Annotated in this window: 20 protein-coding genes and 1 pseudogene; 11 read left to right on the top strand and 10 right to left on the bottom strand. The window is 58.5% G+C overall.

The genetic code is table 11. The features are described from left to right. Positions 1-21 precede the first annotated feature (21 nt). Complete coding sequence (locus tag K1W69_RS02415) at positions 22-1,635, top strand: GMC family oxidoreductase (protein WP_220226736.1); 1,614 nt, start codon at positions 22-24, stop codon at positions 1,633-1,635. Here K1W69_RS02415 and K1W69_RS02410 read toward each other — a convergent pair whose 3' ends face one another. Further along, positions 1,636-4,584 (bottom strand): ATP-binding protein, encoded by a 2,949-nt coding sequence (locus K1W69_RS02410; RefSeq protein ID WP_220226735.1) that lies wholly within the window; start codon positions 4,582-4,584, stop codon positions 1,636-1,638. A 413-nt stretch (positions 4,585-4,997) separates the two neighbouring features. On the opposite strand from K1W69_RS02410, the gene K1W69_RS02405 reads away from it, so the two are divergent. Both K1W69_RS02405 and K1W69_RS02400 read left to right on the top strand, forming a co-directional pair. Next, on the top strand, positions 4,998-5,303 hold the full coding sequence (locus tag K1W69_RS02405; protein ID WP_220226734.1) for a hypothetical protein: 306 nt from the start codon (positions 4,998-5,000) through the stop codon (positions 5,301-5,303). A gap of 10 nt (positions 5,304-5,313) precedes the next feature. Next, complete coding sequence (locus K1W69_RS02400) at positions 5,314-7,224, top strand: RiPP maturation radical SAM C-methyltransferase (RefSeq protein ID WP_220226733.1); 1,911 nt, start codon at positions 5,314-5,316, stop codon at positions 7,222-7,224. A gap of 57 nt (positions 7,225-7,281) precedes the next feature. Here K1W69_RS02400 and K1W69_RS02395 read toward each other — a convergent pair whose 3' ends face one another. The 7 genes from K1W69_RS02395 to aptA are packed head-to-tail and all read right to left on the bottom strand — an operon-like array spanning position 7,282 to position 14,981. Beyond that, positions 7,282-8,265, bottom strand: coding sequence for an ABC transporter substrate-binding protein (locus K1W69_RS02395; protein WP_220226732.1), 984 nt, complete (start codon positions 8,263-8,265; stop codon positions 7,282-7,284). Between the two features lie 26 nt (positions 8,266-8,291). After that, positions 8,292-9,152: an ABC transporter permease gene (locus K1W69_RS02390; protein WP_220226731.1), complete on the bottom strand. Its 861-nt coding sequence runs from the start codon at positions 9,150-9,152 to the stop codon at positions 8,292-8,294. Further along, positions 9,149-10,045 carry an ABC transporter permease gene (locus K1W69_RS02385; RefSeq protein WP_220226730.1) on the bottom strand — a complete coding sequence of 299 codons (897 nt, stop codon included), beginning with the start codon at positions 10,043-10,045 and terminating at the stop codon, positions 9,149-9,151. Before K1W69_RS02385 ends, K1W69_RS02390 begins: the two co-directional genes overlap by 4 nt. Further along, positions 10,045-10,842: an ABC transporter ATP-binding protein gene (locus K1W69_RS02380; RefSeq protein ID WP_220226729.1), complete on the bottom strand. Its 798-nt coding sequence runs from the start codon at positions 10,840-10,842 to the stop codon at positions 10,045-10,047. Before K1W69_RS02380 ends, K1W69_RS02385 begins: the two co-directional genes overlap by 1 nt. Positions 10,843-10,878: 36 nt before the next feature. Next, positions 10,879-12,333: a dihydropyrimidinase gene (gene hydA / locus K1W69_RS02375; protein WP_220226728.1), complete on the bottom strand. Its 1,455-nt coding sequence runs from the start codon at positions 12,331-12,333 to the stop codon at positions 10,879-10,881. Positions 12,334-12,390: 57 nt separating this feature from the next. After that, entirely contained in the window at positions 12,391-13,638 is a 1,248-nt protein-coding gene (locus K1W69_RS02370) for a Zn-dependent hydrolase (RefSeq protein ID WP_220226727.1), read from the bottom strand. A gap of 23 nt (positions 13,639-13,661) precedes the next feature. Next, a complete protein-coding gene (gene aptA, locus K1W69_RS02365; protein ID WP_220226726.1) occupies positions 13,662-14,981 on the bottom strand; it encodes an omega-aminotransferase AptA in 1,320 nt (439 codons plus the stop codon). A 255-nt stretch (positions 14,982-15,236) separates the two neighbouring features. Between aptA and K1W69_RS02360 the strand changes: the two genes are divergently transcribed. Together K1W69_RS02360 and K1W69_RS02355 are read left to right on the top strand one after the other, a co-directional pair. Then, positions 15,237-15,872, top strand: coding sequence for a TetR family transcriptional regulator C-terminal domain-containing protein (locus tag K1W69_RS02360; RefSeq protein WP_220226725.1), 636 nt, complete (start codon positions 15,237-15,239; stop codon positions 15,870-15,872). Between the two features lie 293 nt (positions 15,873-16,165). Next, the gene (locus K1W69_RS02355; protein ID WP_220226724.1) at positions 16,166-16,318 is read left to right on the top strand and encodes a hypothetical protein; all 153 of its coding nucleotides are present in this window, start codon (positions 16,166-16,168) and stop codon (positions 16,316-16,318) included. Positions 16,319-16,370: 52 nt separating this feature from the next. Here K1W69_RS02355 and K1W69_RS02350 read toward each other — a convergent pair whose 3' ends face one another. Further along, entirely contained in the window at positions 16,371-17,303 is a 933-nt protein-coding gene (locus K1W69_RS02350) for a DMT family transporter (RefSeq protein WP_258570775.1), read from the bottom strand. Between the two features lie 114 nt (positions 17,304-17,417). Next, positions 17,418-18,533 (bottom strand): Mrp/NBP35 family ATP-binding protein, encoded by a 1,116-nt coding sequence (locus tag K1W69_RS02345; protein ID WP_220226723.1) that lies wholly within the window; start codon positions 18,531-18,533, stop codon positions 17,418-17,420. Positions 18,534-18,739: 206 nt separating this feature from the next. Here K1W69_RS02345 and K1W69_RS02340 point away from each other — a divergent pair, with 206 nt between their 5' ends. The 6 genes and pseudogenes from K1W69_RS02340 to K1W69_RS02315 all read left to right on the top strand — a co-directional run. Further along, positions 18,740-19,024, top strand: coding sequence for an acyl carrier protein (locus K1W69_RS02340; protein ID WP_220226722.1), 285 nt, complete (start codon positions 18,740-18,742; stop codon positions 19,022-19,024). A gap of 52 nt (positions 19,025-19,076) precedes the next feature. Further along, positions 19,077-19,568: a 3-hydroxyacyl-ACP dehydratase FabZ family protein gene (locus K1W69_RS02335; RefSeq protein ID WP_220226721.1), complete on the top strand. Its 492-nt coding sequence runs from the start codon at positions 19,077-19,079 to the stop codon at positions 19,566-19,568. A 16-nt stretch (positions 19,569-19,584) separates the two neighbouring features. Beyond that, on the top strand, positions 19,585-20,787 hold the full coding sequence (locus K1W69_RS02330) for a beta-ketoacyl-ACP synthase (RefSeq protein ID WP_220226720.1): 1,203 nt from the start codon (positions 19,585-19,587) through the stop codon (positions 20,785-20,787). Between the two features lie 54 nt (positions 20,788-20,841). Continuing rightward, positions 20,842-22,125 (top strand): beta-ketoacyl-ACP synthase, encoded by a 1,284-nt coding sequence (locus tag K1W69_RS02325; RefSeq protein WP_220226719.1) that lies wholly within the window; start codon positions 20,842-20,844, stop codon positions 22,123-22,125. A gap of 51 nt (positions 22,126-22,176) precedes the next feature. Then, positions 22,177-23,214, top strand: a complete 1,038-nt coding sequence (locus tag K1W69_RS02320) for a zinc-binding dehydrogenase (protein WP_220226718.1) — start codon at positions 22,177-22,179, stop codon at positions 23,212-23,214. Further along, positions 23,211-24,119, top strand: a pseudogene (locus tag K1W69_RS02315) (lipid A biosynthesis lauroyl acyltransferase); the annotation flags it as partial. The gene K1W69_RS02320 and the pseudogene K1W69_RS02315, both read left to right, overlap by 4 nt. Between the last annotated feature and the right edge of the window lie 70 nt (positions 24,120-24,189).

Here is a 24,189-nt window from a genome sequence, read left to right as displayed (position 1 = left end):
CATGCCTTCGGGAGGGACGATATGGACCACTTCGACTACGTCATCGTCGGCGGAGGGTCGGCTGGCTCTGTGCTTGCAGCGCGTCTGAGCGAAGACCCAGATACTACGGTTTGCCTCCTGGAGGCCGGCGGCGACTGCAATAGCATTCTCGTTCGCGCGCCGGCCGGACTTGCCGTCATGGCGCCGAGCAAGCCGTTCAGGATCAACAACTGGGCCTTCATGACGGAGCCGCAGCCAGGCCTCGGCAATCGCCGCGGTTATCAGCCGCGCGGCAAGGGATTGGGCGGAAGCAGCAGCATCAATGCGATGCTCTATATCCGGGGCCATCCGTCCGATTACGACACATGGGCGTCAGGCGGCTGCGAAGGCTGGTCTTTCGCGGACGTGCTGCCCTATTTCAAGGTTTCGGAAGGCAATCAGCGCGGAGGCGACGCCCTGCACAGCGCCGAAGGACCACTGCAGGTCTGCGAACAGGCCTCGCCACGGCCTGTCACGCAGGCCTTCATCGAGGCCGGCCGCCAGTGCCAGATCCCTTACAACGATGATTTCAACGGACCGATGCAGGAAGGCGTCGGCTACTATCAGGTCACGCAATTCGGCGATGGCGACAGAAAAGGAGAACGGTGTTCGGCCGCCAACGCCTATCTCGATCCGGCGCTGACACGATCCAATCTCGAGGTGCGGACCAAGTCGATAGCGACGGAAATCGTGATCGAGGATGGAAGGGCGACCGGCGTGCGATACCGAAGGCGGGGGAAAGAAGCGCAGATCCGGGCCGATCGTGAGGTCATTCTGTGCAGCGGTGCTTTCCAGTCGCCGCAATTGCTGATGCTCTCGGGCATAGGCCCGGCGGAAGAACTCAAACGCCACGGCATAAAATTACGGCATGATCTGCCGGGAGTCGGCCAAAACCTGCAGGACCACATCAATTTCCCGATGATTTCCCGCAGCGCCTCCACGGACATGTTCGGCTATTCCCTGGCGGGAGCGATCAAGCTGGTGTCGGAAGCCATGAAGTGGCGAAAAACCGGCACGGGCATGATCACGTCGCCGCTCGCCGAAGGCGGCGCTTTTCTGAAGACCGATCCCGGTCTCGACCGTCCGGATGTCCAACTCCACTTTGTGATCGGGATCGTCGACTGGCACGCCAGAAAATTCCATACGGGACACGGGTACAGTTGCGATGTTTGCGTTTTGCGGCCGAAATCCCGCGGAACCGTGACCTTGCGGGATAGAGATCCGTACTCGGCGCCGCGCATCGACCCGCGCTTTCTTTCTGATGACGCCGATATGGAGACGCTGGTCGCCGGCGCCCGCAAGGCGATCGCCATCTGCGAGGCGCCCGCCCTCGCCCCTTTTCGCAAGAGCGACCTCTATCCGTTCAGTGATCTTTCGGACGACGTCCTGCGTGAGTCGATCCGGCTGCATGCCGATACAATCTACCACCCCGTGGGCACCTGCCGCATGGGAACGGACGACACGGCGGTTGTCGATCCTCGCCTGAAAGTGCATGGCGTTGGAAATCTGCGCGTGGTCGACGCGTCCGTCATGCCGACGATTATCGGCGGCAATACAAATGCGCCGACAATCATGATCGCCGAAAAGGCGGCCGCCATGATCACCTCCGGACAATGATCAAACTCGCGGTAGCTGCAATACCTGCTTTACCGTTTCGCCTGTGAAGCGTTTCGCATCCTCTCCTCCCGCCCTGGCGTGGGCGAGCGTGACATCCGCGACGATCTGCGCGTGAAATCCCTTGTATCCGTTCTTGTCGCACAGCGGCATGACCTGGGCCAACGTTTCATCCAACCGTTCGAAGCGGCCCTCCAGGCACAGCATTTCAATCTGCGCCGCCATCAACCAGGCCCTGAACGCATCGATGTTTTTCTGCTCGGCGATCGCAAGCGCGGTTTTCGCCGTGTTGCGCGCTTCGACGAAATTGTCGGCATTGGCATAGGCGCGGATAAGCGGCGCTGCGGAGAACGCGCAAAGAACCTCCAGCCCGGCGTCCCTGCTGCGGCTGAAAGCGTCGCTCAACCATGTGATCGCCTCTTCGGCTTCACCTTTTGCGAGATGCAGCAGTCCTTTCGAAACAGCGGAGAAACTGGCGTCGTAGCTTGTTCCGGTTTCTTCCGCGATTTCCATAACTATCGCGATTTCCTCTTCGGCCAGCCGAATTTCGTCGAGTGCGACAAGGGCGTTCGCCCGCGTTGCAAGCCCGAGCACGGAAACGGAGCCGTTGGTGCTGGGCGACGCTCCACGAAATTCCTTGAGAAACAGATCGCGATAACGACCCGTGATATCCACAGCGCGCTGAAAATCACCAGCGAACCAGTATGCCTGCCCGAGGCCGAAGGCCGCATAGGCCGAATGCAGCCTGTCATCGGCGGAATTTGATTGCTCCAGCGCATCGTGCCCCGCACGGATCGCTTCGTCGGTTCCCGATAGGACAGTGAGCAAAATCGTCCTGTCGACCATGGCGTGCATTCGCGAACTGTGATCGCCCACCTGCAGACTCAATTCCTCGATTTCCTCGGCCACGTCGAGGATGCGACGAAAATCCGCGGACGGCACCATCGCCACCCGCTTTCTGCGACGGATTTCAATGCCGAGCCGCGCCGCCGTCTCGCTTTCCATTTCTTTCGCCAGGCAAGACAGGGCGGAATTGAAATTGTAGATCGCGCTATCGAACGCTGCGCGGTCAATCGCAATATTGCCGCTGTCGAGATAGCCGCGCGCGGCGGTCATCCATTGTTCGCCGAGTTCCGCGTGTATAGCCAGTGTCTGGAGGAGGCCCGGATCACGACCAGGATCAAGCTGGCCGATCGCCTCGACGACATCGCGATGAATGCGGCGACGGCGCATCCGCGGCATGCCGTTATAGGCCACCTGCTGTATCAGCGCATGCTTGAACCGACAGGTCTTGTCATTCTGCCTATGGAGCACGCCATTGTCGATGAGGGTCCCGATCAGCGCGTCAGCATCCTTCGCGCTGTCTCCGAGCATGGCGACAAAAAGCTCCAGCGGCAATGTGTTGCCGATCACCGCCGCCAATTGAACGGCCTTGCGCTCCTCCGGCGACAGAGCGTCAAGCCGTTGTGCAATCAGCGAGTGGACGGATGTCGGCAATTGCAGCGAAGTCAGTTCCAGTTTTTCGTCGGACATACCGACGTAGCGGTCAATCACCCCTTTCTTGCGGAAATGCAGGCTGAGTTCCTCGATGAACAGCGGCGTTCTGTCACCGAATTTCTTGATGATTTTCTCGAGCGTCGGGCTTTGCGCGAAATCGCCCAGAATATTCTCCAGGAACCGGTTGGTCGATTTCTCGTCGAGAGGCAGGAGATTGATCTTCTCCACCTTTCCGCCGCCGAACGCGAGGGCGTCGCGCGACAAGACGAGAAAAAGAGTCCGGTTTCCGCGCCAATGCTCGAGCATGTATTCCAGAAATTTTCGGGTGCCCTGATCGGACCAGTGGATGTCCTCGAAGAGAACGACCAGCGGCGACGCTGCTGACAGTTTCCCCAACACCGAACTCAGACTGCTGAAAACATAGGAGGCCTTTTTCTCGGATCCAAGCTCCACCCATTTCTGATCAGCGACGATCAGTCCGAATACCGACAGCAAGGCGTTGCAGTGCATCGGATCGTCGGCGAACTCCGCCTCGAGAGCGTCATGCAGGATGCCGGTTGCTTCGGAGAGGCTGCTGCGGGCGTTTATACCGAGGATGCGTCCGAGTTCGTTGATGACCGGCAGAAAGGCGACATGCCGGTCAAGCGAACTGGATGTAAAATCCAGTGTCGTGTGCGGACCAAGCGCGCGCTGGTCGAGAAATTCGTGCGCCAGACGGGATTTGCCGACGCCCGCCTCGCCCTGAATGGCTATCCAGCTTTCTACGCCGTCGCGAACACGGTCCCAGGCTGCGTTGAGCCGCGCGAGTTCATCTTCCCGACCAACAAAGGCGGAAAGGCCGAGACTTGTCCGATGATCCCAGCGCGAGACCGTCTCGTCGCGGGAGGTCACTTCGTAGATCCCGGTTGCGTCTTTGACGCCTTTGAGATCCTTTTCACCGAGCGCGATCGTGTTGAAAAGATTGCCGATAATCTCCTGTACGGCCCCGGAGATCGCTACCGTGTTCGGACGCGCGGATTCCTCGATACGTTTGGCGACATGGACGGTCGAGCCCGCCACTGCGAGTTCCTCGACATTGGAATGGTGGATGGTTCCAACCAGCACTTCGCCGACATGGATGCCGATCCTCAGATCGACGCGGTCCGACCCGAGCTCGCTCATGTTTTTCAAGACCGCCAACCCGGCGTGCACCGCTTTCAGCACGTGTTCTTCATCAGCTTTCGGGATGCCAAAGAAAGCGATCGCGCCGTCTCCGGTGTTGCGCGTCAAGGCGCCGAAGGATTCGCATACCTCCATGATCAGCCGGATCACCGGAGTGGTCTTTTCGAACGCTTCCTCCGGATCCAGATCATAGATGAGTTCAGTGGACTGCACGATGTCGGCGAAAAGCACCGAACAGAAACGGCGTTCCGTCGGCTCCATATTGACCGGAATCTTTCCGTCAGAAATGGCCATGGCGCCCACCACGCGATCGGCGAATCGGCGGATAGCCGTCCGCGTGCGCCTCCGACAATACCAAAGGCCAACGATTTGCGATCTGACCCACAATCATCTCCAAACTCGTGATTGTGACTGAAAACACTCCACTCCCGGCATCCCGCAATTTCCAATGGAACGCAATTCAATCGGGATGCGCGTGATCGCCTCCGTGATTTCAACTTACATAGGTATTTCTCAAAATCTACAGACTAGCGATTGCCGCGGCGTGATATACAGCCTCTAATTGGCTATAATTGCGATTACCTACAAATAGTTAGGTTTGTCATCAGCTCGTCAATAGACTTTATTAGAATAAAGGAATACAATTACTGCATCCACTTGAAATAACATCGCGTTTATTCAAGCAACGCAATCAACAGGGGGACGTCATGGCCGAGGCAACACACCACAAACATCCGTTGAAACTGGAGGATGTTCAGACCATCCTCGGTCGCCTGATGATTGACGAGAGTTTTCGCAGCAAGTTTCACAGCGATCTCGACGGAACGCTAGCCTCTCTTGGTCTTCACGCCCCTGACGACCCCAAGAAGGACAGCGACGCCTATGATCTGATGAAGAAGATCCAGGGCATTCTGAAGGACACGGGCGAGCGCAAGACCGAAGACATCATGAAGGATCTGCGATCGGCCTATCTAGCTTCGAGCGACGGGGTGATCCGCCCGAGATGCATGTAACGCAGACCCGATGTCCAGGCCTTCGCCAGGCGCCAGGGTATCGCTCGTCTCGCTGCCGTTTTCGACGCTCCAGCATCCCAGTCTGGGACTCAGTCTCCTGGCTACGCGTTTGCGGGAGGACGGCTATGACTGCGGCATTGATTATTTCAGTTTCGATTTCGCCAAAACCATCGGCCTCGACAGCTATGCTCTCCTGACCGACGAGAAATTCTACCAGTCATTTCTCGGGGAGTGGATATTCTCGTCACTCGTCTTTCCGCGATCTGACGAATTGGACTTCGCCTATTTCAACGATGTTCTGTCGCACTATGCAGGATCACTCGAATATCTTCTCCTGATGGGCGATGCGATCCGGGCGCGTCAGGCGGCAAGCGACTTCATCGACCGGTGCGTCGACCGGATCGCAAGCCAGAACCCGGCGATCATCGGAATCTCGACCTCATTTCAGCAAACCGCCGCATCACTGGCCTTTGCACGCCGGATCAGAAGCAGATTGAAAGATTGCTGGCTCGTCTTCGGCGGAGCCAATTGCGAGAGTGAACTCGGGCGCAATCTTCTCAGGAACCACCCGGAGATAGACGCTGTCTGCCTCGGCGAAGGAGACGACGCGTTCCCGGAATTCGTCCGGCGAGTGTTTTCCGAGGAGCCAGTCGCCGAACTTGACGGCGTCGTTACGCGAAATGATCCTCATGACGCGCCGTTGTCGCAACCGCGACTCGTGACGGATCTCGACGCGTTGCCTATCCCTGATTTTTCGGATTTCTACGAACAGCATGGTCAAATCAGCGAACTCCGCGACATCAGCCCTGCCGTTCCCACTGTCGAGACCTCACGCGGGTGCTGGTGGGGAGCCAAGCACCATTGCACCTTCTGCGGCCTGAACGGACTTTCCATGGCGTTCAGAAGAAAATCCGCCGACCGCGTGTTTCACGAGTTCAATTTTCTCGCTGATCGGCACGGACCCGATTTTGTGGTTGTCGACAATATTCTCGACCACCGGTTCTTCGAAGAACTGCTTCCGCGGTTCGTTGAGGACGACCGCGAATTCCTGATGCATTTCGAGGTAAAGGCCAATCTCACCTGGGATCAGGTCAGCGCCCTCTCACGAACCGGCATTCGCAAAATCCAGCCGGGGATCGAAAGCCTGAGCACGGATGTACTGAAATCGATGCGCAAGGGCACGACCCGGATCCGCAATATCCAGATACTGAAACTCTGCGCGGAGGCCGGGATTTATGTCGACTGGAGCCATCTCTACGGCTTCCCCGGGGAGACTGCAGCGCAATACGCGGCGATTGTCCACGTCATTCCGCATCTGCGACACTTGCAGGCTCCGGCCGGCTGCAACAGGGTGCGGGCCGACCGCTTCAGCCCGTATTTCAACGATCCTGAATCATTCGGCGTCGAAATCCGCCCCAACAGCGCCTACCCCTATATTTATTCGGGCGATGGCGTTCGCGTCGACGATTACGCCTATCACTACGACATCGTGAACCCGGCCAAAGACGCGGCGCTTGATCAGGCGGTCGAGGCGATGAAGACGGCGATCATCCGGTGGCAATCCGAGCAGGAAACCAGCCTGCTTTACTTTGCCGACGGGGCGCAGTCCCGCGTCGTTGACCAACGGCGTGGCGACGTGGCGGTTCATGCGCTTGGCCCGCTTGAAACAGCAATCCTTGCCGCCTGCCCGAGCATCAGTTCCTTCGAAAAGATCGCCAAATGCGCCCACGTGAACATGGACGATGGGGATTATCGCGATGCGGTCGCTTCGCTTGCTAACCGGGGCCTGCTGATCGTGGAAGGCAACGCTGTTTTATGCCTCGTCTTGCGCATGCCGGGCTTCAGGACGGCGCCGAACTGGGATGAGATCAGGACGCGATCCGTCATCCCCTATTCCGTCTTTGCCGACGCGCAAACCTGAGCCCATGAAAAAGGGGGCCGAAGCCCCCTTTGACAACATCAAGAAAAGCGATCTCGCTTACATGCCGCCGGTGATCTTGTCCGTATAGGCGCCTTCCGGCTTCTTGGTGATGACCGGGTCGGAACCGCCAGAAAGCAGCGAGTTGACCGTGCGCTCATAGTCCGCCGGATCGAGCGAACCATCGGAACCGGAGGTCAGCTTGGCGATTTCACCCATCATCCGCTTCTGGTGCTTTTCGGTCTGGGCTCCGGTCTCGTCGAATTCGAGAACAATTTCGGCGGCTTCGTCCGGATGCTCCTCGGCGTATTTCCAGCCTTTCATCGAAGCATCGACAAAACGTTTGAACATGTCGACCTTCGCCGCGTCGTCCAGATCGGCTTCCATGACATAGAGGCCGTCTTCCAGCGTCGCCACGCCCTGATCCTCGTACTTGAAGGTAATCAGGTCTTCAGGAGCGATGCCGGCGTCGATGACCTGCCAGTACTCGTTGTAGGTCATGGTCGAGATGCAGTCGGCCTGCTTCTGCAGCAGCGGATCAACGTTGAAGCCCTGCTTCAGAACCGTCACGCCGCCATCGGATCCGTCGGTCGGAATGCCGAGCTGGCTCATCCAGGACAGGAACGGGTACTCGTTTCCGAAGAACCAGACGCCGAGCGTGCGGCCGGGAAAGTCTTCCGGCGACTCGATGCCGGTTTCCTTCAGGCAGGTCAGCATCATGCCGGACTTCTTGAAAGGCTGGGCGATGTTGACGAGCGGAACGCCCTTTTCGCGCGAAGCGAGAGCGGACGGCATCCAGTCGACGATAACGTCAGCGCCGCCGCCGGCGATCACCTGCGCCGGAGCGATGTCCGGACCACCCGGCTTGATCGTGACGTTCAAGTCGGCTTCGTCGTAAAAGCCTTTCTCCTTGGCGACGTAATAGCCGGCGAATTGCGCCTGCGTCACCCATTTCAACTGCAGGGTCAGATCGTCCGCGGCAAGCGCCGATCCGGCTGCCAGGCTCATGGCGAGCCCCATTGTCGTTGAAATCAGTTTTTTCATTTTCTCAGTTCTCCTTTGGTGGTTTCTCAGTTTCTGTAGGACGGGTGCCAGAAGGTCACAGCCCTCTCGAGCAGCGCGATGAGCCCGTATGAGAGGGAACCGGCAAGGGCCGCTACAAAAATCTCCGCCCAGACCATGTCGATGTTCATCCGGCCGACTTCGGTCGAGATGCGGAATCCCATGCCGACGATCGGGGTCCCGAAAAACTCGGCCACAATCGCTCCGATCAGCGCCAGGGTCGAGTTGATCTTGAGCGCATTAAATATAAAAGGCATTGCTGCTGGCAAGCGCAATTTCAATAATGTTTGCCAGTAGTTGGCTGCGTAGGTACGCATAAGGTCGCGCTCCATGGCGTTACTTGCCTCGAGCCCGGCCACGGTGTTCACCAACATCGGAAAGAAGGTCATGACAACGACCACAGCGGCTTTCGACGGCCAGTCGAAGCCGAACCACATGACCATGATCGGCGCGATGCCGACGATCGGGAGCGCAGCGACGAGATTGCCCACGGGCAAGAGACCCTTGCGCAGGAATGGCACCCTGTCGACGATGATCGCCGTGGCGAAACCGAAACCGCACCCCATTACGTAGCCGGCAAGCACCGCCTTCAGGAAGGTCTGGTAGAAGTCGGCCCACAAAATATCGGTGGAGGCGGTGATCCTGGCCCAGATGACCGACGGCGCAGGCAGAAGCACGCCCGGTATCTCGAACCCCTTGGCGAGTCCTTCCCAGATGACAATCAATGTCACGCCGAAAAGAAGCGGTATCAGCAGGTTGATGGCGCGCGCAGCGATCACATTCTTCGGAGACAGTTCCGCCAGTCTCGTGTTGATGAACCAGGCGACCATCCAGAAGAGCGCAACGCTGATAATGATGGAATAGTTCATCGCGCCATACCCATATTGCGCATGACGATCCGCGAGACGATATCGACAGCCCACACCAGAATGGCTGCGAGCACGGCGGCGCCGATGAGCGCGGTCCAGATCTGAATCGTCTGACCGTAATAGGAGCCGGTCAATAGCCGCGCGCCGAGTCCTGCAACGGCGCCTGTCGGCAATTCGCCGACAATCGCGCCGACCAGGCTGATTGCGACCGCTATTTTCATCGACGTAAACAGGAACGGCACCGCTGAAGGCCAGCGCAGCTTGAAGAAGACTTGCGCCTGTGTCGCGTTGTAGGTGCGCATCAGATCCATGTGCATCGTGTCAGGAGAACGCAGCCCCTTTACCATGCCGACCGCGACGGGAAAGAAAGACAGATAGGTCGAGATCATCGCCTTCGGCAACAACCCCGAAATGCCGATCGCATTGAGGACGACGATAATCATCGGCGCGATGGCGAGGATCGGCACTGTCTGGCTTGTGATGATCCAGGGCATCAGGCTCTTGTCCAGAACCCTGGAATGGACGATTGCAACGGCAAGCCCGATGCCGAGCAGCGTGCCCATCAAGAACCCGAGCAAGGTGGACGATAACGTCACCCAGCCATGATAGACGAGGCTCCGCTTCGAGGTAATCTTCTTGTTGACCGTCGTGTCCCACAATTCCGTAGCGACCTGGTGGGGCGCGGGAAGCACAGGTCGCTCCTGGGCCATGGTCTTCGCGACCAGATCGCGAGTCGAAATTTCCGTGCCCGCGCGCGCCGCCTGATCAAGCTCGAACTTCGAGTTCAACAGCACTGCGAAACCGTACCAGAGCATCAGGATGACCAGCACGACGACGCCGACCGGCAGAACCCGATCCAGGAAAAAGCCCGACACCCCTTGCCTTTCCGTCATCAGCTTTCCGCCGGCTCCCGGTCATCATAGGAGTGTCCCAGTCTCAGCCCTTCGCGCACACGATGGGCGATTTCCAGAAACTTCGGCGTCTCGCGGATGTCGAGCGGTCGGTCAGCGCCGAGATCGCAATCGATGATTTCGTGAATGCGACCCGGTCGCGGGCTCATTACCACGATTTTTGTGGACAGAAACACCGCCTCGGGGATCGAGTGGGTGACGAAGACGACCGTCTTTTGTGTCTGCGCCCACAGCTTGAGGAGCTGTTCGTTGAGATGGTCGCGCACGATCTCGTCCAGCGCGCCGAAAGGCTCGTCCATCAACAGCATGTCGGGATCGAAGGACAGCGCGCGAGCGATCGAGGCGCGCTGCTGCATGCCGCCGGAAAGCTGCCAGGGGAACTTCTTCTCGAAACCGGACAGGTTCACCAGTTCAAGATTGCTTTCAATGCGCGCCTTGCGTTCGGACCTGGCGATTCCCATGACTTCCAGCGGCAACGAGATATTGCCGCTGATTGTGCGCCAAGGATAAAGCGCCGCCGCCTGAAACACATATCCATAGGCGCGTGAAAGACGCGCTTCTTCAGGCGTAACGCCGTTGACCAGAATCGTGCCTCCGGTCGGCTGTTCAAGATCGGCGATAACCCTGAGCAAGGTCGTCTTGCCACAGCCGGAAGGTCCGATCAACGAGACGAACTCGCCGTTCTCGATCGTCAAATCAATGTTGGAGAGCGCGTGCACCGGCCCGTCATTCGTTTCGAATGTCAGGTTCAGTCCCTTCGCTTCGATCACCGCGTTCATAAGCGCCATCCTGCAGCGATATCAGCCTGCATGCAATCAGACCCCACTCGGAGGAATGCCTGTCCGTTCGACCGGACGCGGCGCAACCAGTTCTTTCCAGGTCGACAGGGCCTTGTTGACGGCCTGGAAAGGCTCGCGTTTGACGAACTTGCCGTGACCTTCCTCCGTGCGGACCTCGCCGTCGTATATCGCGACTTTTCCGCGCGTCAGAGTAAAGCGCGGCAGTCCCTTGACGTGCTTGCCTTCAAAGACGTTGTAGTCGATCGCAGACTGCTGCGCTCCGGCGGAAATCGTCTTTTCCTTGTTCGGATCCAGAACCACGATATCCGCGTCGGCGCCGACCATGATCGCGCCCTTCTTCGGATACATGTTGAGTATCTTGGCGATGTTGGTCGACGTGACGGCGACGAATTCGTTCGGCGTCAGCCGTCCGGTGTTCACCCCGTAGGTCCACAGCATCGGAAGACGATCCTCGAGACCGCCGGTTCCATTGGGGATCTTGGTGAAATCGCCGACGCCATAACGCTTCTGATCCGTGGTGAAGGCGCAATGGTCCGTCGCCACGACCTGCAGGGAACCGGCTTGCAGTCCGGCCCACAGCGAATCCTGGTGTTTCTTGTTGCGGAAAGGAGGGCTCATTACCCGGCGGGCGGAATGATCCCAGTCCTTGTCGAAATACTCGCTCTCGTCGAGCGTCAAATGCTGGATCAGCGGCTCGCCATAGACGCGAATGCCATTCTGGCGGGCGCGCCGGATCGCCTCGTGCGACTGTTCGCACGACGTGTGCACGATATAGACGGGAACGCCGGCCATATCGGCGATCATGATGGCGCGGTTGGTGGCCTCGCCTTCAACTTCCGCCGGTCGGGAATAGGCGTGGCCTTCCGGCCCGTTATTGCCCTCCGCCAGCAGCTTCTGCTGCATGGTGGCGACGACATCGCCGTTTTCCGCATGGACAAGCGGCAGGGCGCCCAGTTCGGCGCAACGCGAGAACGACGCGAACATCTCGTCGTCGTTCACCATCAGCGCGCCCTTGTAGGCCATGAAGTGCTTGAACGTGTTGATGCCCTTGTCCCGGACAACGGCTTCCATCTCGTTGAAGACCTGTTCGCCCCACCAGGTGATCGCCATGTGGAAGGAATAGTCGCAATTTGCGCGCTGCGACTTGTTGTCCCAACGGGTGATCGCTTCGAGCAGAGACTGGCCCGGATCGGGCAGGCAGAAATCGACGACCATGGTAGTTCCGCCTGCAAGGGCGGCGCGTGTTCCGCTGTCGAAATCGTCGGAGGAATAGGTTCCCATGAACGGCATTTCGAGATGCACATGAGGATCGATGCCTCCCGGCATCACGTAGCAGCCTGTTGCATCGAGGGTTTCGTCACCGCTGAGGTCCGGTCCGATTTCGACAATCTTGCCGTCTTCGATCTTCACGTCGGATTTGTACGTCAGATCGGCGGTGACTATCGTCCCGTTCTTGATGACTGTACTCATGATGGATGATCCTTGTCTGGTAATCTGTTGTGTTCGCAAAAATGAGCGCCGCGACGCCTACTCCACGATCTCGGCGGTTTCCACGACGGCGTGGAACAGCACGTCGGTTCCGGCCCGCGCCCATTCCGGTGAGATTTCCTCGTCCTCGTTGTGGCTGAGACCGTCGACACAGGGGCACATGACCATTGAGGTCGGCGCGACACGATTGATCCAGCAGGCGTCATGCCCAGCGCCCGAGACGATATCCCTGTGGGAGTATCCCAGTCGCTCCGCCGCGTCCCTGACCGCCTTGACGCAGTTTTCGTCGAAGGTCACCGGATCGAAATGGCCGGTAGCCTCGATTTCGATTTCCAGCCCCAAATCCTTCGCGATGGCCGGCGCTTCAGCCTCAAGCCGCGCTTTCATTCCATCCAGGATTTCCAGATCAGGCGAGCGGAAGTCGATAGTGAACACCACCTTGCCCGGAATCACGTTGCGCGAATTTGGATAGACATCGCAATGACCGATGGCGCCGACAGCGTTCGGCTGAAAGCTCATGGCGATCTCGTGCACGAGTTCGGTTATGCGGGCCATGCCGAGCCCGGCGTTGCGCCGCATCGGCATCGGCGTCGAGCCTGTATGCGCGTCCTTGCCGGTCAACGTCACCTGCAGCCACCAAAGACCCTGGCCATGCGTGACTACGCCGATATCCTTGTTCTCGGCTTCGAGAATCGGCCCCTGTTCGATATGCAGCTCAAAGAAGGCGTGCATCTTGCGCGCGCCGGTCTCTTCCTCGCCAAGCCAGCCGATGCGTTTCAGTTCATCGCCAAAATTCTTGCCTTCGTGATCCTGGCGGGCATAGGCCCAGTCCTGTTCATGCATGCCGGCAAAGACGCCGGAGGCCAGCATCGCAGGCGCAAAGCGCGTGCCTTCCTCGTTCGTCCAGTTGGTGACGACGATCGGATGCTTCGTTTTGATGTTGAGGTCATTGAGGGTCCGGACGACTTCCAGCGCGCCGAGAACACCAAGAACGCCGTCATACTTGCCGCCTGTCGGCTGGGTGTCGAGATGACTTCCGACATAGACCGGAAGCGCATCGGGATCAGTTCCCTCGCGGCGGAAGAACATCGTTCCCATCTGGTCGACGCCCATGGTCATGCCCGCGTCCTCGCACCATTTCTGGAACAGCTTGCGGCCTTCGGCGTCTTCGTCCGTCAGCGTCTGACGGTTATTGCCGCCACGTACGCCAGGGCCGATTTTCGCCATTTCCATAAGAGAATCCCAGAGACGGTCTCCGTCGATTCTCATGTTGCTCGTCAATGTCATGGAGCGTCTCCTGGATGTTCTTTTTAGTCGAGTGCCTTGAGGACGCCGCCAAGCGTGTCGATGATGAAATCGATATCGGATTTCTCGACGATCAGGGGCGGTGAAAGCGCGATGATATCGCCGGTGGTGCGGATCAGCAGTCCTTTATCGTAGGCGTCGAGGAAAGCTTGGAAAGCGCGACGCGTCGGCTCTCCGGCAATCGGCTCCAGCTCAACTGCGCCGACAATCCCGATATTGCGGATGTCTATGACATGCGGCAGGTCCTTGAGGGAATGCAGCCCATCTTCAAAATATCCGGCCAATTCGGCGCCGCGCGTGAGCAGCCCTTCTTCCTGATAGGTTTCCATCGTCGCAATACCGGCCGCAGACGCCATCGGGTTGCCCGAATAGGTGTAGCCGTGGAAGAACTCGATGACGTGCTCCGGACCAGTCATGAACGCGTCATGGATCTCGTTCTTCACGAACACGGCGCCCATCGGAATGACGCCGTTGGTCAGCCCCTTGGCGGTGATCATGATATCAGGCACGACGCCGAAATAATCGGCGGCGAACGGCGCGCCCAGACGGCCGTAACCTGTGATCACCTCGTCGAAAATAAGCAATATGCCGTGCTTGTCGCAAATCTCGCGAAGCTTCTGCAGGTAGCCTTTTGGCGGGACGAGCACGCCGGTCGATCCTGCGACCGGCTCGACGATAACAGCGGCGATGGTCGAGGCGTCATGCAGTCCGATGATCCTCTCCAGTTCATTGGCCAGTTCCGCGCCGTGTTCCGGAATCCCTCTTGTGAAGGCGTTGCGCTGCAGGTCATGCGTGTGGGGCAAATGATCGACGCCGGTCAGCAGCGTGCCGAACATCTTGCGATTTGGGACGATGCCGCCAACCGAAATGCCGCCGAAATTAACGCCATGATAGCCGCGTTCGCGACCGATCAGCCGGAAGCGCGACCCGTCACCCTTCGCGCGATGATAGGCGATGGCAGTCTTGAGCGCAGTCTCAACCGATTCGGAACCGGAGTTCGTGAACATGACGTGGTCGAGCCCGGTCGGAGACATGGCGACGAGTTTCGACGCGAGTTCGAAGGCTTTGGGATGGCCCATCTGGAACGCCGGAGCATAGTCCAGCTCTCCCGCCTGCTGGCGAATCGCCTCGACGATTCTCGGGCGATTGTGACCGGCGTTAACGCACCACAGACCGGACGTCGCATCCATTACCTGACGACCATCAGACGTCGTGTAGTGCATCCTGTCGGCGCTTACGAACATGCGCGGATTCTTCTTGAACTGCCGATTTGCAGTGAACGGCATCCAGAAGGCTTCAAGATTGTTTGTGGCTGAAATATTCATGGATCCAACCTCGATTATAGGCAGAGAACTCTGCCGTTTCACAGTGAATCGGCCCGCTTCCCGTCGTCAAACGAAAAAACTTGACTGATTGGTCAAAATGTAGGCTAGAAGAGCGTGTAAAGACGGTCAAGGGCTTTGTTGAGGAGGCGAAGCTCAACTGTGTTTGGGACGTTCCCGGCATGTCGTTTTCGTGGCGTTTCGGGTATCGATGAGGAGACTGGAAGCCGGCCTGAAGAGCCGCCGCCACTGGACTGAATGACACAGACAAAAACAAAGACAACTAGAATTCAGGAAATTAATCGCGGCATAATCCTGGACGCTGCGCTTGAAGTGTTCTCAGCCTACGGTTTCCGCGGGACGACCATCGACCAGATCGCCGAAAAAGCAGGCATGTCCAAACCCAACCTGCTCTACTATTTCCCACGCAAGGAAGACATCTATGTCACCGTGCTGGAAAAGACGCTCGACGACTGGCTGACGCCGTTCCGTCATATCGACCCGACGGGCGATCCGCTGGACGAACTGGCGAAATATATCATCGCCAAGTTGAAATTGTCTGAATCCCGGCCAGAAAGTTCACGAGTCTTTGCAAATGAAATCCTGCACGGCGCGCCAGCGATCGGCGACTTCCTGCAAACGCACCTCCGGCAGATCGTCGATCGCAAGATCGCCGTCATACGCACATGGATCGATGAGGGCAGACTTGCTCCCGTCGATCCACATCATCTCATCTTCATGATCTGGGCCACGACCCAGCACTACGCCGATTTCAAGGTGCAGATCGGCGCGGTTGTGCCTGACAGGGTTGAGGACGAGAATTTCTACGAAGAGACTGCGGCCGCGATCATCACCATTCTTTTCAACGGGATCAGACCGCGTCAGGATTACTGAAACCAGCCGCCTCATTACACAACTTTAATTTGAAAAATCGTAGCGTGATTTCCACCTGTATCCTGTCACACAAACAGGAGGACAGGACGATGTTCAAATCCTTTGCAGATAGCAGAATCCGTAAAAACATACGTGAAATACAGGGCATACTGTCAAAGTCGCCTCGCCTTTCGGAACGCGACGTCTCCCGCCTGCAACAACTCGACTGGAACTTTCACTTCTGGAAGCGGCTCGCCTGAGCGGACGCCACCTCGGGCCGCTTGGCTCAATCAATCAATACAGGAGATTCTACGATGTACCTATCAATCGACAATAGCCGCAATGGCGAAAACAAGGGCCAGGGCAAGCCTGCCTCTCAGAGACCGGCTGAAGCGCGGACAAAAGAGTCGCACTATCTCGACAAGCTCGAGAGGATCGACCATTTCCGCAAGCGGCTCTCATGGTGACGCCAACAGGCCGCTGCATCTCAAAAGATTGCGGCGGCCCGTTTCGCCTCAACTAAAGATCAGGAGCAAATGCAATCACCATGAGTCCGGCCAGAATCACAGCTGCTCCGGCGAGGATCGGCAGATTTGCCCAGCCATGACCGAGCATGCCTTCGTAAAGGATGACGAACACAGGCGTCATCAAGCCGTAGGTCAGAACCTTTGACGCAGGCAAACGAACGGACGCGAACTGGATCAGGAAGAACGTGACCGCCGTGGTCATTGTCGCCAGATAGACGATGCCGATCCAGGCGACCAGCGGAAGAGCAATCCAGTCGGTCGTGAAAACCTCGCCAAATCCGTAAGCGAATATCACCAGAAACGTCGCCGCAGTCGTCCAGAAGGTCGTGAGCAGGATGGGTTCGCCGCGATTGAACTTTTTGACCAGCGGCGCATAAGCGGCGTGGCACATGCAGCCGAAAAGAAACAGCAATTCCGTATAGCCGATGTCGAAGGTCAGGATGGCCTTCAGTGTGCCGTCAAATATCACCCAAACCGAACCGCAGGCCGCAACCAGGATCGACACGAGGACAACAGGACGCGTGGTTTGACGCAGGAAAAGATAACCGAAACCGGTGCTCATCAACGGCGTCAGGGTAAAGATCGCGCCGGTTGCAAGAGGGCTGGCCGTCTTCAGCGCCACAAACATTGTGACGAAATAGACTGACATAAGACCGCCAAGGACAAAGAAGCGCCAGTTCGCCTCTTTCGGCAAAGACAAACGGCGCAAACCCAGCAGAACGATCGTGGCCATAACCACCGTCCCCAACAGGAACCGGATGGCGTTCAGAGCCACCGGATCAAGATAGGGCGCGGCGAGCGAACCAAGCGAAAACGACCAGGCGACAAGAGCCGCGAACAGGATCATCGCCGCATGGCCGAGCAGCTTCTGCCGGCCTACCGCGAGTTCGTTGACGGCGAAGGATTGCGCGCTGCCCGTCTTCAAGATCGATCTACTCCCCGCCTCCGAGATGCTGTTTCCAGCGCTGATCCATTAGACGGCCGCCGACTGACCGGCAACCCTGAAAGCGATAGTCTCGCTCCCAACCAGCAGCCGGCTCTACTCGAAAACAATCGACGGCGCGCCGACTTCGCCTATTCCGGCAAGGGAATCCCTGATCTTTTCCGCGATCCGCCTGTAGGCCTCGGCATGCGGACCGTCAGGCGCCGAAACAACGACCGGTTCACCGGAATCGGAACTGGCGCGAATGTCCATGTGAAGAGGCACCTCGCCGAGGAACGGCACACCGATTTTCTGTGCTTCTTCCCGCGCGCCGCCGTGACCGAAGATATCCGATCGCTCTCCGCAGGACGGGCATACGAAGTAGCTCATGTTCTCCACAAGACCGAGAACGGGCACATCCACCTTGCGGAACATGTTAAGCCCCTTGCGCGCGTCCAGGAGAGCGAGGTCCTGCGGCGTGGATACGATGACGGCCCCCGCCATGGGAACCTTCTGAGCCATGGTCAGTTGCGCGTCGCCAGTGCCGGGCGGCATGTCGACGACCAGGACATCCAGTTCGCCCCAGTCCACTTCTCTCAGCATTTGCGTCAGAGCGGAAACGACCATCGGCCCGCGCCAGATCATCGGCGTTTCCTCGTCGACGAGAAAACCCATCGACATGACCTTCAGCCCGTAGGCCTGTTTAGGCGGGAGCTTTTCCTTTCCAGCGGGCGTAAGACGCCCTGTCGCTTTAAGCAGCCGCGGCACCGACGGACCGTAGATGTCGGCGTCGAGCACGCCTACCCGCAAACCCAGCGACTGCAGGCCGAGCGCAATATTGACGGCGGTGGTCGACTTGCCGACGCCGCCCTTGCCTGAAGCCACGGCGATGATGTGATCCACACCCGGAACGCCGGGTTTAGCGGCTGTCGACTGCGGTTGCGCCGCAGGTCTTTGAGGCTGCGGGGACGACGAACCGCCCTTGCGCTCCGCCGTAAGCGCGACCATGGCCGACTGCACCCCGTCGATAGAAGTCACAGCCTTTTCGGCCGCCAGACGCATGGGCTCCAGGGATGCGGCGAGATCGGAGGGAACGCTGATGGAGAAGAACACCTTGCCGTCGGCGATCAGGATATCTGAAACCAGACCCTTCGAAACGATATCGCCTCCGATGGAAGCATGTCCGACCTCCCTCAATCGCGCCAGAACCTGATCACGGGTCACGCTTGTCATTTATTACTATCCTTCTTGCTCGGGCTTTGTCTTCGCAATAGTGCACTTGGCTTTGGGGCACAATGCCGCCAGGTCGGTCGAACACTGCTGCGGAACGCAATACACCGCGCCGAGCCCAAAGTTCTTCGCATAAAGGGACAACAGGCCATTGGCTTTTGCATCCGTTTTTTCTATAGCTCTCCGCTGACAATACCCAGAACAAGGATATGAGCGTGTCTGCCACATTCGACAAGGTTGCCGACATCATCGCCGAGACGAGCGAGATCGATCGGGACACCATTACACCGGAGAGCCACACGATTGACGATCTTGGAATAGACAGCCTGGACTTCCTCGATATCGTATTCGCCATCGACAAGGAATTCGGCATCAAGATTCCACTTGAAAAGTGGACGCAGGAAGTCAACGACGGCAAGGTCGGCACTGAAGAATATTTCGTCCTGAAGAATCTCTGCGCCAAGATTGACGAGTTGCGCGCGGCAAAAGCCTGACGGTTGATTACCGCCGTCAGAACCGGATCATAGGCGGCGCCAGGCACAGCGAATGTATCTCGAATATTTCCAGATGATCGATCGGGTGACGATGGTTGACGTCGCCGCCGGCAAGCTTGCGGCGTGCTCCACCACGCCTGCGGAGAGCCCCGTATTCGAAGGTCATTTCCCGGGAATGCCGCTCGTGCCCGGAGTTCTTCTGATCGAGACCATGGCGCAGGCCAGCGGCATGCTGGTGCTGGCGACCAACAATTTCGCCGCGATGCCGTTTCTGATGTCTGTCGACAGCGCCAAGCTGCGAACCTTCGTCGAGCCGCAGACGGAACTGGAAATCGAAGCCTTCCTCGAGCATGAAGGGTCGGGATACGTCGTCACGAAAGCAAAGATCGCGAGCAGCGGCAAGCGCATATGTGACGCACAGTTGAAACTGCGCACTGTCGATTTCGACAACAACCCACATCTCGATATCACAAGCCTCGCCGACGTCGTTCGGTACCGTGCAGCGGAAATTGGCTTGATGGCGGCAATGCAGGAAAAGCGGTGAACAGCGGGACTGGATCATGACCAAAGCCGAAAACGATGTTGTCATCACCGGAATAGGAATAGTCAGTTCACTGGGCGTGGGCAGGCAGGCCCACCTGTCCGCGCTGACAAACGACGACACAGTAGAGCCGGTTCTCGACACCGAGAGCTTTGCGCCATACCCCGTGCACCCTCTTCCCGAGATCAACTGGTCGGATCAGATCCCGCGGCGCGGCGACCAGCGGCAAATGGAAAACTGGCAAAGGATTGGCGTCTTTACGGCCGGGCTGGCGCTTGACGACGCCGGACTGAAGGAGGACCTCGACGCCTGTTCGACGATGGACATGGTGGTGGCAGCCGGCGGAGGCGAACGCGACATCTCCGTCGACACAATGATCGTCAACGAGGCTGCCAAGCGTAACGACCGCGACATGGTGCTGAATGAAAAGCTGACGACCGAGTTGCGGCCAACGCTGTTTCTGGCGCAATTGTCGAACCTCCTCGCCGGCAATATCTCCATCGTCCACAAGGTCACCGGGTCGTCGCGGACATTCATGGGCGAAGAAAGCGCCGGCATCTCGGCCGTCGCCACGCTTTTTGAACGCATCCGCGCAGGCCAGACGTCCCATGCGCTGGTCGGCGGCGCCTACAACGCGCAGCGACCCGACATGCACCTTGTTTATGAGGGCATGCAAACGCTCGAACAGGGGTCCTGGCGTCCGCTGTGGGAGCGCACGGGAGACACCGGCGGGATTATCACCGGTTCGGCGTCCGCCTTTCTGGTGCTGGAATCACGCGCTCACGCTGAAGCGCGCGGCGCAACCATCCATGCGCGGATCGACGCGGTAGAGGGTGATCGCGGCAAACGCGACGAAGGTCGGATGGAAAGCCGGCTCGAGCGGATGGCCGACATCATTGATGCGCCTGACAGTCCCGACACGCTCGTCATGTCGGGTGCTTCCGGCGCACATGATCTGACGGAACGCGAAAAGGCTTTCCTTGACAAGCGCTATGGATCAGGACTTCTGCGCGGCTATTCCGGCGTGATCGGTCACAGCCTGGAAGCCCAGTTCCCGATCGGAATCGCTCTGGCGGCGATGGCGCTCGGTTCGCAAGGTCGCTATGGGCGGTTCGATCCGGTCTGCGAAGGCGTAATGGACAAGGCCGCCCAACGGGCGGTTGTCACCTCGGTGGGTTTCTATCACGGCGAAGGTCTTGCCGGTCTCGCAGCGGACCTCTAAATCTGGACCCAATTTGCCCCTAAGACTGCGGGCGCATTGTCAGCGGAGACGGTCATGACCGCCAGTAAATACAGAGATCATCTGAACCGTCCGATCATTGCCGTGACCGGCATGGGCATCGTCACGTCCCTCGGACGCGGCAAGCAGGACAACTGGAAGGCCCTCACCGACGGCGTTTCCGGGATACACGAAATAACGCGGTTTCCGACCGAGGGCCTTTCGACCCGCATCAGCGGCACGGTCGATTTCATGGATACGCCGAACTACGCCAGCGAAATCTCCTTCGCCATGGCTGAATCCGCGACCCGTGAAGCGCTCGAGGAAGCCGGCGTCACAGGCGAGTTCGGCGGCCCGCTATTCCTGGCCGCGCCTCCCGTCGAATATGAATGGGATCACCGGTTCCGACTGGCCGACGAATATGGTTTCGCAGAGGAAACCGACAACGCCTACGACATTTTTCTGAAGGCGATGCGCGCGCGCCCGCACAAGGATCTGACCCGCTCGGCCCTCTTTGGCGCCATCGCCGAGCGATTGGCCGAAGTATACGGCACGCGCGGCCTCCCCGTAACCCTGTCCACAGCTTGCGCTTCCGGCGCGACGGCGATCCAGCTCGGCGTCGACGCGATCCGCCAGGGACGCACGGACAAGGCGTTGACGGTCGCGACCGACGGATCGGTCAATGTCGAGGCGCTGGTCAGATTTTCGCTGCTTTCGGCCCTGTCAACTCAGAACGACATTCCTGAAAAGGCGTCGAAACCCTTCACCAAGGATCGCGACGGTTTCGTCATCGCCGAGGGCGGCGCCGCCCTTGTACTGGAATCGCTGGAAGCCGCGGAGGCGCGCGGCGCGAATGTTTTGGGCATCGTCCAAGGATACGGGGAAAAGGCCGACCATTTTCACAGGACCCGCTCTTCACCCGACGGCGGTCCGGCGATCGCCACCGTCCAGGCGGCCCTGTCGGACGCCGGCATCGATGAATCCGGCATTGACTATATCAACGCGCATGGCACATCGACGCCCGAGAACGACAAGATGGAGTATCTGTCGCTGTCGACGGTCTTCGGCGACCATCTGCCAAACATTCCGGTATCGTCCAACAAGTCGATGATCGGCCATACATTGACCGCAGCCGGCGCGGTTGAGGCGATCTTCTCGCTGATGACGATCAGAACCGGAACGCTGCCGCCGACCATCAATTACGAAAATCCGGATCCTGCCATCGAACTCGATGTCGTGCCGAATGTGAAACGGGAAAAAGCGGTGAACACCGTCCTTTCCAACTCATTTGGCTTCGGCGGACAGAATGCATGTCTTGTCATGGCGGCTGAACCGGCCTAAACGCGGTTTCGAAACAAAGCCAATTCCGAATAGCCGGGGAAACGCCGCCGTATGCGTGCATTGCAGCTTATCGACGATCGCAAACTGGAACTGACCGACATTGCTCCGCCGGACGAACCCGGTCCTGGAGAAGTCACGCTCAGGATCGCCGCCGTAGCGCTCAACCACATCGATGTGTGGGGTTGGCGCGGCATGGCGTTCGCCAAACGCAAGCTTCCACTGGTAATCGGCGCGGAAGCCTCCGGCACCGTCGAGGCGATCGGCCCCGGCGTCTCGAATGTTCTGCCGGGACAACTTGTCTCGATATATGGCGCGCGCACCTGTGGCCTCTGCAAACACTGCCGCGAAGGCCGGGACAATCTTTGCGAACACGTGGCCGGCGTCCACGGGTTTCACCTTGACGGCTTCGCCCAGGAAAAAATCAACGTACTGGCGCGCCAACTCGTGCCCGCGCCGCCCGGTATCGACGGCGTGGCAGCTGCGCTCGCGCCCATTACATTCGGGACCGTCGAACACATGCTTTTTGACAACGCCAAACTGCAGCCGGGCGAAACCATACTGGTTCACGCCGGGGGCTCCGGCATCGGCTCCGCCGCAATCCAGCTTGCCAAAAAGACGGGATGCACTGTCATCACGACCGTGGGTTCAGACGACAAGGTGGAAAAAGCGCGGGAACTCGGAGCCGATCACGTCATCAATTACCGCGAAGACCGGTTCGAGGGAGCGGTTCGCAAGCTCACGAAGAAGAAGGGCGTGGACGTAGTCTTCGAACATGTCGGCGCGGACACCTGGGCCGGCTCAATGCTGTGCATGAAACGCGGTGGTCGGCTTGTGACTTGCGGCTCGACATCGGGCGTGTCGACGCAGGTCAATCTCATGCAGCTTTTCCAGCAGCAGCTCAGATTTATCGGATCCTTCGGCTGCCGGATGGAAAATCTGGCCGACGCCATGGAAAAGATGGCCCGCGGCATTGTTCATCCCGTCATCGACACGGAAGTCGAGCCAGAGGATATCGACACCGCGCTCGCCAGAATGGAAAGCCGACAGGTGTTCGGAAAAATCATTTTGAGAATGGATAAAGACGCGTGAATCCAACACTCCGACAATCGATTGTCACTCTTATTAAAATCCAGGAGTGGCTGGTTGCGCAGTTGGTCTTTGCGACACTCGGGATTCTGAAAAAGCTGCCTGCTCGCAAGGCAATCCGTTTTACAGATTACATGGCGCGCAAGATCGGCCCGCGGACACACAGGCACAAACTCGCCCTGCAAAACTTGGAACTCGCATTTCCCGAAAAATCAGAAGAGGAACGCGAGGCGATCGCGCTTGACATGTGGGGGAACATGGCCCGCCTGATGGCGGAGTATATCCTCATCGACAAGTTGATCGACAGCGGCATCGACACCGGTCAGGGCGGCCTCATCGAGGTCGAGGGCATCGATCGTTTTCTCGATCTCGTCGAACGTCCGCGTCCGTTTATCGTGTTTACTGCGCATACAGGCAATTTCGAACTCCTGCCGGCGATCGCAGCCAGATACGGCCTGAACGTCACCGCCCTGTTCCGTCCGCCGAACAACCGATACATCGCCAACAAGTTGCTGGCCGCCCGTCGCACGCATATGGGCAACCTTGTGCCGTCGCGGGCAGGCGCCGCCTGGAATCTTGCTGGCGTTCTGGAGGAAAACCGAGGCGTGGGACTGCTCGTCGACCAGAAGTTCCGAAAAGGCCCGACAGTGCAATTCTTCGGACGCGATGTAATCGCCAATCCGCTACTGGCGAAGCTGGCGCGTCATTTCGACTGCGAGGTCTTTCCGGCCCGATGCATCCGGATTGAGAATGATCGCTTCCGACTCGAGATTGAGGAACCGATCACCATGCCAAGGGACAGCGACGGAAATGTCGATGTCCAGGCGGCGTCGCAGATCGTAAACGACAAGGTCGAGAGCTGGATCAGGGAATATCCCGGACAGTGGATGTGGTTCCACGATCGCTGGGGCGATCCGAGAGGATTTCGTATCGACCCACAGCAGCTCGCGCGCGCCAGGAAATATTTCGAGAAGAACG

Origin of the sequence: Flavimaribacter sediminis (assembly GCF_019492055.1) — a bacterium.
Taxonomy (GTDB): Bacteria; Pseudomonadota; Alphaproteobacteria; order Rhizobiales; family Rhizobiaceae; genus Flavimaribacter; species Flavimaribacter sediminis.
This window is presented reverse-complemented; position numbering and strand designations above follow the sequence as displayed.

Bases quoted from the DNA above. Each gene is read 5' to 3' on its own strand.
- K1W69_RS02415 (WP_220226736.1), top strand. From the start codon at position 22: ATGGACCACTTCGACTACGTCATCGTCGGCGGAGGGTCGGCTGGCTCT.
- K1W69_RS02410 (WP_220226735.1), bottom strand. From the start codon at position 4,584: ATGGCCATTTCTGACGGAAAGATTCCGGTCAATATGGAGCCGACGGAA.
- K1W69_RS02405 (WP_220226734.1), top strand. From the start codon at position 4,998: ATGGCCGAGGCAACACACCACAAACATCCGTTGAAACTGGAGGATGTT.
- K1W69_RS02400 (WP_220226733.1), top strand. From the start codon at position 5,314: ATGTCCAGGCCTTCGCCAGGCGCCAGGGTATCGCTCGTCTCGCTGCCG.
- K1W69_RS02395 (WP_220226732.1), bottom strand. From the start codon at position 8,265: ATGAAAAAACTGATTTCAACGACAATGGGGCTCGCCATGAGCCTGGCA.
- K1W69_RS02390 (WP_220226731.1), bottom strand. From the start codon at position 9,152: ATGAACTATTCCATCATTATCAGCGTTGCGCTCTTCTGGATGGTCGCC.
- K1W69_RS02385 (WP_220226730.1), bottom strand. From the start codon at position 10,045: ATGACGGAAAGGCAAGGGGTGTCGGGCTTTTTCCTGGATCGGGTTCTG.
- K1W69_RS02380 (WP_220226729.1), bottom strand. From the start codon at position 10,842: ATGAACGCGGTGATCGAAGCGAAGGGACTGAACCTGACATTCGAAACG.
- hydA (WP_220226728.1), bottom strand. From the start codon at position 12,333: ATGAGTACAGTCATCAAGAACGGGACGATAGTCACCGCCGATCTGACG.
- K1W69_RS02370 (WP_220226727.1), bottom strand. From the start codon at position 13,638: ATGACATTGACGAGCAACATGAGAATCGACGGAGACCGTCTCTGGGAT.
- aptA (WP_220226726.1), bottom strand. From the start codon at position 14,981: ATGAATATTTCAGCCACAAACAATCTTGAAGCCTTCTGGATGCCGTTC.
- K1W69_RS02360 (WP_220226725.1), top strand. From the start codon at position 15,237: ATGACACAGACAAAAACAAAGACAACTAGAATTCAGGAAATTAATCGC.
- K1W69_RS02355 (WP_220226724.1), top strand. From the start codon at position 16,166: ATGTACCTATCAATCGACAATAGCCGCAATGGCGAAAACAAGGGCCAG.
- K1W69_RS02345 (WP_220226723.1), bottom strand. From the start codon at position 18,533: ATGACAAGCGTGACCCGTGATCAGGTTCTGGCGCGATTGAGGGAGGTC.
- K1W69_RS02340 (WP_220226722.1), top strand. From the start codon at position 18,740: ATGAGCGTGTCTGCCACATTCGACAAGGTTGCCGACATCATCGCCGAG.
- K1W69_RS02335 (WP_220226721.1), top strand. From the start codon at position 19,077: ATGTATCTCGAATATTTCCAGATGATCGATCGGGTGACGATGGTTGAC.
- K1W69_RS02330 (WP_220226720.1), top strand. From the start codon at position 19,585: ATGACCAAAGCCGAAAACGATGTTGTCATCACCGGAATAGGAATAGTC.
- K1W69_RS02325 (WP_220226719.1), top strand. From the start codon at position 20,842: ATGACCGCCAGTAAATACAGAGATCATCTGAACCGTCCGATCATTGCC.
- K1W69_RS02320 (WP_220226718.1), top strand. From the start codon at position 22,177: ATGCGTGCATTGCAGCTTATCGACGATCGCAAACTGGAACTGACCGAC.